9 protein-coding genes and 1 rRNA gene are annotated in these 9,658 nt (G+C 41.4%); 2 read left to right on the forward strand and 8 right to left on the reverse strand.

Annotated elements, in window-relative coordinates; translation table 11 throughout:
• The 4 genes from LQ50_RS16080 to LQ50_RS26295 all read right to left on the reverse strand — a co-directional run bounded on the left by LQ50_RS16080 (position 1) and on the right by LQ50_RS26295 (position 4,614).
• On the reverse strand, positions 1-1,305 hold the full coding sequence (locus tag LQ50_RS16080; protein WP_034631281.1) for an amidohydrolase: 1,305 nt from the start codon (positions 1,303-1,305) through the stop codon (positions 1-3).
• Positions 1,220-2,518 (reverse strand): M20 metallopeptidase family protein, encoded by a 1,299-nt coding sequence (locus LQ50_RS16085; RefSeq protein ID WP_070808153.1) that lies wholly within the window; start codon positions 2,516-2,518, stop codon positions 1,220-1,222. Before LQ50_RS16085 ends, LQ50_RS16080 begins: the two co-directional genes overlap by 86 nt.
• Before the next feature lie 81 nt (positions 2,519-2,599).
• The gene (locus tag LQ50_RS16090; RefSeq protein WP_202595385.1) at positions 2,600-4,150 is read right to left on the reverse strand and encodes an AbgT family transporter; all 1,551 of its coding nucleotides are present in this window, start codon (positions 4,148-4,150) and stop codon (positions 2,600-2,602) included.
• A 341-nt stretch (positions 4,151-4,491) separates the two neighbouring features.
• Positions 4,492-4,614: a hypothetical protein gene (locus tag LQ50_RS26295; RefSeq protein WP_272913729.1), complete on the reverse strand. Its 123-nt coding sequence runs from the start codon at positions 4,612-4,614 to the stop codon at positions 4,492-4,494.
• 220 nt (positions 4,615-4,834) lie between these two features.
• Between LQ50_RS26295 and LQ50_RS26300 the strand changes: the two genes are divergently transcribed.
• Positions 4,835-4,957 (forward strand): hypothetical protein, encoded by a 123-nt coding sequence (locus LQ50_RS26300; RefSeq protein WP_272913730.1) that lies wholly within the window; start codon positions 4,835-4,837, stop codon positions 4,955-4,957.
• Between the two features lie 246 nt (positions 4,958-5,203).
• Here the strand turns inward: LQ50_RS26300 and LQ50_RS16095 are convergent, their stop codons facing one another.
• The 3 genes from LQ50_RS16095 to LQ50_RS26435 are packed head-to-tail and all read right to left on the reverse strand — an operon-like array spanning position 5,204 to position 6,469.
• Positions 5,204-5,959 carry a hypothetical protein gene (locus LQ50_RS16095; protein ID WP_034631253.1) on the reverse strand — a complete coding sequence of 252 codons (756 nt, stop codon included), beginning with the start codon at positions 5,957-5,959 and terminating at the stop codon, positions 5,204-5,206.
• On the reverse strand, positions 5,943-6,185 hold the full coding sequence (locus LQ50_RS26430; RefSeq protein ID WP_308417928.1) for an RNA polymerase sigma factor: 243 nt from the start codon (positions 6,183-6,185) through the stop codon (positions 5,943-5,945). The genes LQ50_RS16095 and LQ50_RS26430 overlap by 17 nt, the downstream gene beginning before the upstream one ends.
• A 35-nt stretch (positions 6,186-6,220) precedes the next feature.
• Positions 6,221-6,469: a sigma-70 family RNA polymerase sigma factor gene (locus LQ50_RS26435; protein WP_308417929.1), complete on the reverse strand. Its 249-nt coding sequence runs from the start codon at positions 6,467-6,469 to the stop codon at positions 6,221-6,223.
• Between the two features lie 645 nt (positions 6,470-7,114).
• Between LQ50_RS26435 and LQ50_RS16110 the strand changes: the two genes are divergently transcribed.
• Positions 7,115-8,581: an alkaline phosphatase gene (locus LQ50_RS16110; protein WP_237563731.1), complete on the forward strand. Its 1,467-nt coding sequence runs from the start codon at positions 7,115-7,117 to the stop codon at positions 8,579-8,581.
• Positions 8,582-9,515: 934 nt separating this feature from the next.
• Here the strand turns inward: LQ50_RS16110 and rrf are convergent.
• Positions 9,516-9,631: ribosomal RNA gene (gene rrf / locus LQ50_RS16115) — 5S ribosomal RNA — on the reverse strand.
• Positions 9,632-9,658: the final 27 nt, after the last annotated feature.

Genomic DNA, 9,658 nt, shown 5'->3' on the forward strand with positions numbered 1-9,658 from the left:
CTAACACCCTTTCTCAACGATGATATTCATTAATAGATTAACAGCAGCTGGCAGGACCCCTTCATCAAAATCAAAGGCTTTATGATGATGCCCATTAGCAAGCGGTGTTCCATACAAAAAGAAACTTGCAGATCCCCCCTTTTGCTGCACTCGCTCGATCATATATGCCACATCTTCGGACGCTCCAATGGTCGCCTCATCTAGTACTTTGTTGACAAAGCGGCTACCTTGGGACACTTGTTTGACTACTTCGATCCATTCCTGATCTGAATGAGCTGAAATTCCTTCGCCAACAATATCGGTCGTTTGCTTCACATCATAGCTTAAGGCGGTTGCCTCAATTTTTCGGATCGCTTCCTTGACCATGTATCGGTTGATCTCTGTTGTGCTCCCGCGTGTTTCCATTTCCATAAATGCATGATCGCCGACAATGTTTCGACCAGCTCCCGCTACGATTTTCCCCACATTAATTCTCGTTGCACCTTCACCGTGACGAGTAATTCCGTTTAACTCAAGAGTGCACGCGGCTGCAGCCAACAGCGCATTCTTGCCTTCGTGCGGCTTTAAGCCAGCATGAGACGAGACACCGTCAAATGTCACATCCATCTTCGTCGTTGCTAAAATGTCCGTCGTTGTCGCCGCAACGGTTCCAACTGACAAATCATGAATGCCAATATGTCCGCTTAAAAAGATATCGACATCATCAAGCCAACCTTTTTCAACAACGGCCTTTGCTCCTCTGCTTCCTTCTTCTGCTGGTTGAAAAATAATCGTGTAACGTCCGTTTAAATGGTCCTTATATTCATCTAAAAAATGCGCGAGCCCAAGCCCAATCGCCGCATGACCATCATGACCGCACGCATGCATGGCTTCTCCATGCTTTGATACAAATCCCTCGCTTGCTGGCTTATGCTCCTTTCCTTTTTCTTCTTTAATCGGCAAGGCGTCGATATCAAAGCGAAAAGCAAAGTGAGGACCCTCCCGTTTCGTATCGAGCTCCGCCACCATACCGGTGAAGCCACCTTTTAATTTTGTTAAAAAAGCTTCAGGAACCCCCGCTTTTTTAGCTCGATTAAGATACAGGTCATCCACCTCTTGCTTCGGCAAACCCATTCGCGCCTCTTTAGCAACAACGTCTTCTCCGGTATAAAGCTTAAAGGAAGTGTCTTTTAATTGCTCATATAAATAATAAGTTGTCTGATACTCACACCAGCCTATTTCAGCAATTTGATGCAATTCCCTCCGCCATTTGATCAATGGATGAGTTAGCTCCGCGCTTACTTGATTTGTTTTTTCGACTGACAACATATTGGTCCCCTCCGTGTTGTTCGTTAAGCTTTTCTAATGCATTTACAGCTAATTGTGACATAACCTCAACCCCTAGCGACAGCGCACTTTCGTCAATTTCAAATTGCGGGTCGTGCAACGGTTTTTGTACATCTCTTGACGGAATTGCTGTTCCTAGCCAATAATACGCACCTGGATAATGGATGAGGAACCTCCCGAAGTCCTCTCCACCTAAGCTCGGATTCACATGCGGCGTTGCATCGTTTCCAATCAAGGCTTGCGCGACATCCTTCACTTCATTTGCCCATTCCTGTGAGTTAACGGTCGCTAAATAGCCATCTAAATATTCAATGTTAGCTGTTGCTCCCATCGATTCTGCTATACCATTGACTAATTTGAACAAGTTCTCTTTAACACGCTTTTTCACTTCATTCTTGTACGTACGAACTGTCCCTTCAATCGTCACTTTATCGGCAATCACATTGTAGCGACTGCCTCCTTCGATACGTCCAATCGTAATAACCGCTGATTCAAGCGGATCGACATTGCGACTTATAATCGTTTGCAGCGCATTAATCACTTGATTTGTGACAATGATCGCATCAGTTGTTTGATGAGGCATGCTCGCATGTCCCCCAGCACCGTGGATCTCAATGGTTACTCTGTCTGAATTCCCCATCATTGGACCTGGCAACACACCAATTTGCCCGACTGGTAAATCAGGCCAAACATGTTGAGCAAAAATGGCATCTGGCTTGTATTGGTCAAACACTCCGTCCTCCATCATTGCTTTTGCCCCACCAATTGGCGCATCTTCTTCTGCTGGTTGAAAGACAAGCAACACCGTACCCGCTAAATCCTTTTTATATTTTTGAAGGAGTAATCCTGTACCAAGCAGCATCGCAGTATGTGCGTCGTGACCACATGCATGCATGACACCTTTACGTTTTGAAGAATAGTCCGTTTCATTTTCTTCTTCAATCGGGAGAGCGTCCATATCCGCACGCAAGGCAACCGTTCTTCCCGGCTTTTCTCCTTTCACGACCCCAAGCACGCCTGTACCTGCAAAACCTGTGTGAAATTCAATGCCCGCTTCCTTAAGGTGACGCTGAACTTCCTTTGCCGTTTGCTCCTCTTCATGACTTAACTCCGGATACATATGGAAATGTCTGCGTATCTCTTTTACCTTCTGCTCAATCTCGATTCCTCTACCTTTAAATTGTAGTTCCATCGATTCTCCATCTCCTTTTTTCTCTTTCTTGCTAGACAGAAGATAGACGTTGACTACTCAACGCCTTCTCTTCCTTGTTCTCTATAGTTTCATCTCTACTCCTGGACCAATTGGAATTCCGACTAACGTCCAAATGATGAACATCAGAATCCATAAACCGAGGAAAATAAGCGCATATGGCAACATGATTGAAAATAATGTACCAAACCCAGCACGGTTGTCATAACGCTTCATGAACGCTAATACCATTGGCACATAAGGATTCATCGGTGTAATAATATTCGTCGATGAATCAGCAATTCGGTAAGCCAGTTGAACAAAAGCCGGATTATACTCCAACACCATAAACATTGGAATGAAAATCGGAGCCATTAAAGCCCACTGAGCGGAGCCACTAAAGATAAATAGGTTTAAGATTGCCGCAAGAATAATGAATCCAACAATTACACCCATCCCTGTGAAATTCATATTCGTTAAAAACTCAGCTCCACTTACCGCAATCCAAACACCGATATTGGACCAGTTAAAATAAGCAATAAACTGTGACGCTGCAAAAATTAATACGATGTATCCAGACATATCCTTCATCGCATCAGCCATATATTCTGGAACATGCTTGGTCGATTTAATTTTTCCAACTGTCATGCCATAAGCAATCGCAATGATGATAAAGAAGAACAAAATGATCGGAATGATATTACTTAAAAATGGCGATGGAACAATGGTCCCCTCTTCCCCACGTAGCACTCCGTTTGTTGGAACAACCAATAGCGCAATTAACGCTGCATAGATCAAACCAGCTATTCCCGCATTGCGTAACCCACGTGTCTCTTGGGCAGTCACATCTTCTAGTTTTTGATCGACAATACCCTTTTCCCCATAACGAGGATTGTATTTTCCTAATCTTGGTTCAATAACCTTTTCAGTAATAATCGTACCAACAACCATTAACATGACAACGGATGCAATCATGAAAAACCAGTTATCAACCGGTGTAACAACAAGCCCTTCCTCTATCGTTTGTGCCACTTCAGTTGAAATCCCTGCTAACAGCGCATCTGTCCCAGCGATAAAAAAGTTTGCCGTAAATCCAGCACCAACCCCAGCAAAGCCAGCAGACATCCCCGCTAACGGATGACGTCCCAATGCATAAAACACCATCGCTGCAAGCGGCGGAATAATAACAAATGCCGCATCAGACGCTAAGTTCCCGATAACCCCTGTCCCAATAATCGCAAATGTGACAAAGCGTTTCGGTGCATTTAAGATCGTCTTTTTCATAAACGTTTCAATTAATCCAACCTTTTGCGCAAGACCAATCCCAAACATCATAACTAACACAAGACCCAGTGGTGCAAAGCCAGTAAAATTCGTCAGCATCGAAGACAAAATGAAAATGAGCCCGTCTTCTGAAATCATGTTTTGAATCGCGACTTCTTCTCCAGTTCCAGGATGTACGACTGTCACGTTAAATAAGCTGATCACCCAAGAAGCAACAATAATAAATAAGGCCAAATAAACAAATAACATAAAAGGATGCGGCAGCTTATTCCCCGCTCTTTCCACCACATCAAGCATTCTCATAAAAAATCCCGGCTTCTGCGGACCGCTCGTATTTCTGTTCAACTCCATGGTTCACCATCCCCTTCATTTCTTTTCGGACATTTTCTTAAATTATTACCTTAATCGAATAGTAGCACAATTCAGAATAAGATCCAATATATTTTAGGATATTTTCTTAATTTATTCCGTAAATAATCTGACAGAGGGACAGGGGGACAGGTTCCTCGTCCCAGATGTGGGGTCAGATCCCAATGAGTCTACGCTACACCGCGCGGGGTGCAGGCTGCTCAAGTGAACGTATATCTTCTTTTATCAAAAACCTCTCCTTTGTTGACAAATACTGCTTATCCCCAACCCAAATCTGCTAAAAAGCCAAGGGAAGCTCTTCCTTGGCTGCACTCTACCATTGTCTATACCGACGAAAATACCTTTGCTGTCCAACTTGCGAGTGATTCAGTCCAAACTATTCGTTTTTCAATCCAATCTCGGACATATTCAATCCAAACGGAGGCTTTTGCTGTCCGAACAGCCATTTTTGAACACCCCACCACACTGTAACCGCTTGCGTAAATTGTCGTGAAAAAACCTCATTTCTCCGTCACACTTCGTCTTACTTCTTCTCCTATCTTTGTTATCCTAAATATAGTCCCGAAATAGACCCGTCAATAATAGATAAACAGCGATCCTACACTGCAATAAAAAGGCAGAAACACAATCGGAAAAAAGACAATGATTACAAAGGGGATGTTAATCATGTTTTATGAAGAAGAAAATCTGGGTGTAGGTTTATTTTGGGGAATTTTATTGAGTGTGCCATTATGGTTATCCCTTTGGGGGTGGATAAAATTAGTAAGCAATCTTTCCTTTTTTTCTTGAAAATAGTGCCTGAACCCCAGCACTTCAACGTATACTGCAATGGGGATCAGGCACTATTAAATAGACACTTCTAACCAAACGTCAACTTAAATCGAAACTTCGCATCATCCTCATACCACATCGGAAAATTGGTTCCCCATATATTATTATGAAGATTCACATGCATTCCGCCTTCTAATGGAGCAAAGCGATTATCAAACTGCAAAATCTTAAACTAACCAGGGTCAGTGTACCTGTCCCCCTGTCCTACTCTCTCCCCAAATAACTTCTAACAACATCATAAGTTGCATCTCTATACAACGTGACCCCAAACGGCCCTTGGTCCGGCTCAAATCCATTATACGCAACATCGAGGTCATGCACCACTTGATAGGCAAGCAGTACTCCTTCATCGTCTTTATTTTGAAAAGCTTCTCCTAGTACGGAATTTAAATTCATTAAATCAACGTAAAGATAATTGTCCGCAGATAAGTGAAAAGCTGCCGTGGATGCCTGACTTATATAGGAATGCAACTGACTAAACTCCTGTTGACCTTCTAGCGTGTTATAATCAGGTACCCATTCTCCTTCTACAAATTTTGTTAATTGACGATGAGTGAGGATGATCCCCGCGGATATGTCGTTTTCCATCTCCTCATCAGTCCAACTATTTCGGTTCTCAGTCATTTTCACGTCATCTTCAGGGTCTGACTCATCTTCTGTCTCTACCCAGTTCTGTTCATCATCTAACGGACCTTCTTCTTCCGAGTCTACAATTGGGACTTCACTAGAAGGACTCTGACTATCATTTATTGATGTTAGGCTCAAGCCAATCATAACTGCAAATAATGCAAAGGCTACAATAGTTGAAGAGTAAACAAGTAGATTCTTTATAAAGGGATTTTTTGTTTGCATCTTACCGATTTCAGCTTCGATGTCTCTCCTCACTTTAAGATTTCGTTGTTGGTTCCATCGAATATCGCTGTCTAATTTTTTCAGCTGTTCATCAAATTGAGTTTTCATGTAAATATCCCTCCTTAAGAAGTTGTTTCTCTAAAGCTGGTATGGCTCTATTTAACGTTGATTTCACTTTACTCTCCGAACAGTTTAAAATCATGGCTGTTTCTTTCGTAGAAAACTCTTTTATTTTTCTTAGGATAATGACATCCCGATACGTTTTCTTTAACTCGCTCAATGCATCAAATAACTCTCGTGAACTTTCCTTAATTTGAACAACCTCATCTGGCAAAGGACCTTTGTCCTTCTTTAGGCTAAATAAATCCTTCAGATAACTGACCGGCTTTCGTTTTCGGACATAGTCATCGTTGTATTTCTGGCAATACTAAACAACCATGTCTTCGGACTAGATTCTCCCTTGAAATGAGCAAAATATTTATAAGCTTTTATAAACGTTTCTTGCGTCAGGTCCTCTGCTAGTTGCTGGTCATGAATCATGAGTAAAATATAACTGTATATCGAGTAACTATACTCTGAATACCAGTCTGTAATCACTTGCTGTTTTTCATCAGACACGTTTCTTCCCCCTAGTATTTATGTTCCTTTATAACTTAGACGTAGCTAATCAAAAAGGGTCGCAGTTTTTTTGATGTGTCAATGTGGGTCAAGGGTGGGTCAAGGGGACAGGTCCCTCGTCCCATTGACCCTTTCCCTATTATAAATAAGCACAGTATGATTATCTGGGTGTTTCTCAAAAAGACCGCAAGAAAATTCGCAAAGCAAGAACTAAACGATCCCCAGTCTCAGGAAATTTTCTGTGAATATCTAACGCCAAAGATAAAAAATCTTAATCAATACCTGTGGATATCACACGTGTTGTGGAGAACTTCTGTATAAACTGAAGGTTTTCCACTATTTTTTTGCAACTACTCGTTTCTTTTTTACCTGATTACTTACTAATCCACAAAAAGCATTACAAGAGCTACAAATATGTCCATCTTTATTCTGTAAATTCAACCAAACTACCGGTTTACTAGCCAAGTTATTGGATATTCTGTCCATTCTACTTGTTTTGCTGTCCAAACCAACCATTTTTCAATCCAAACTTGCTCATTTGCAAGCCTATTTTTTCAATTGCTCATCAGTGAAAAAATTATGCATAATCTCCAACCTTTTCAACAACCTTAATTAACGATGCTACATACATAAGGAGGAGGCAAAATGGTAAAAAAGAGCGTTAGTTTCATTTTAATTACGTACTTAATTCTCGTATTTGCAGGATGCGCTCCACAGAACGGTGAGCCATCACCGGAAGAAACACCAGCTGATGATTCTGAGCAAGGAGAACAAGCTACAGAAGCTGAAGAAGATTCCCCAAAAAATGTCATTGTCATGATTGGTGATGGAATGGGATTAGGGCAGATGGAAATTGCCCGCTTATTTGAGCATGGAAAAGAAGGAGAGCTGTTCATGGAAACCCTGCCTAATGTAGCTCTCTCTAGAACTTACTCTGCAAACAATATGGTCACCGACTCAGCAGCTGCCGGAACAGCACTAGCAAACGGGGACAAAACGAATAATGGGATGCTTGGAGTTAATCCTGATGGTGAAGAGTTAACAAGTCTGATTGACATTTTCAAAGAACAAGGAAAAACGGTTGGTATTGTTTCCACTAATACCGTTACTGATGCCACTCCTGCGGGGTTTGTGGCAAAAGTACCTGATCGGGCCGGACAAGATGAAATTGCCAGGCACATTTTCGAAGGTCGATACGATATCGCATTAGGTGGCGGTGAAAGTTTTTTCCAACCTGAAGCCCAAGATGGAACAGACTTAGTCGCATCCTTTGAAGAGGAAGGCTATGATATTGTAAGAAATAAGGATGAGCTGAATACCTATGAACCTTCCCCTGACTCTAAGTTATTGGGCTTATTTCATCCATCATTTATGAACTACGTAAGTGATCGAGAGGTAAAAGGTAGCGAAGAGCCTACCTTAGTTGAAATGTCTCAAAAAGCAATTGAGACAGCATCACAAAATGAAGATGGGTTTTTCTTGATGCTAGAAGGCGCCCGAATTGATCATGCTTCTCACGCCGCTGATTTTGTAGGCATTTGGAAAGAAACCGTTGAGTTTGACAAAGCCGTTGAATATGCGGTTAATTGGGCAAATGAAGATGGCGAAACATTAGTAGTTGTACTTGCAGATCATGAAACGATGGGAATTGCAGCAACAGAGGTCATGGATATGGAAGCATTAAAAGAAGTAGGCGTTTCACCAGAATATATCTCACAACAGCTAGAATTAGATGAAGACACAGGTAATTTCACAGCTGAAAGCATTCGTGAAGTGTTTGCAGAATATGCAGACATAGATTTAACAGATAAAGAAATAAGCGACTTTCAAGAAAATGTGTGGGATAATAACGACCCTGAAGGACGCCTTATCCTAGAACACGAAATAGGTTGGGAAGTAGGAAGTATTATTGCTCATCATTACCGCGCCGGCGTGATCGATCGCCAAGTACGTGAGGAAAGCGCTACAGGCGGCCACACCGGGGAACTGGTTCCTGTCTTTGCTGTTGGTGTAGGAGCTGAAGAATTTAATGGAGTCCTTAATAATATTGACATTCCGAGAATGATTGCTGATATTAGTGAAGTTGAGTTTGAAGTTCAAGGGAATGAATAATAACTGACTAAATAAAGGATAGTGTTAGCAACTATTTTGCTAACACTATCCTTGTTTTTGTACGAGTCAATTAACAATGGGGTTACAACTTTTTTTACTATATATTATCTGAGTGTGAGAAACGTATGGAAATAACAATATTTATGCTTCGCTTGAATAATCATTATTCCGCGGGAAATACAAGTTACGACAAATTTCGGATTTTCCGCCGAAATTTGGTTACTTAAGGAAAAAGGTAGGCATTTTCTTTCTCATTATTAAGAGTGTTCACGATTGAAGTCGGTCACCTAAGCTATTCACTAATGGTCTTTCTGGCCAATTCCAACGACATTCTGTCGAAACTTACTTATTTGCTGTCTAATTAGTCCATTATTCAATCCAAACTCGCTTATTTGCAAGCTACTGGTGATTTAGTAGAGGCTATATTGTTGGAATGAACTCCTATCGGACATAGGGACTAAACTATTGGTAAAAAACAAAAACCTATCAGCTACTCAAACGCTAACTGGTTGGCTAGTCTGTACCATCGTGATCTTTCTTACTATCTCTATTAAAAGCGTTGCCTGGCTCGACTTTTCTCTTTTACGGAGCTGGTTATTTTTATTTACGTATATCCCATAGATGCTACTTCACGTCGTTTTATGTTTTCATTTTTATGTAAAACAAGGATAGTTATTATGACTTACTCACCAATTGTGACCATGTTCCATCTATAGTGAGGGACTTGACTGTCAAACTAAGTATAAATGCTAGTAGATTTTTGTTTTTTCTGTCTGAACTTGATTTTGTAGTTTATTTGTTCGGGGGAGAGATATTTCAATTCACAGGGCGACATGATGTTTTCTCGAAGAAGCGTTTTTACGTTGTAACCACTGCCTTAGTTACTCTGTGTATGCATATAAAAAAACACAACCTAAAGAGTTGTGTTTTATCTGCCTGGCAACGTCCTACTCTCACAGGGGGAAGCCCCCAACTACCATCGGCGCAAAAGAGCTTAACGACCGTGTTCGGCATGGGAACGGGTGTGACCTCTTCGCTATCGCCACCAGACTATAAAATTGAAAGAAATGGTTCTCT

It is taken from the genome of Halalkalibacter okhensis, assembly GCF_000787375.1.
In the GTDB taxonomy this organism is placed as follows: Bacteria; Bacillota; Bacilli; order Bacillales; family Bacillaceae_D; genus Halalkalibacter; species Halalkalibacter okhensis.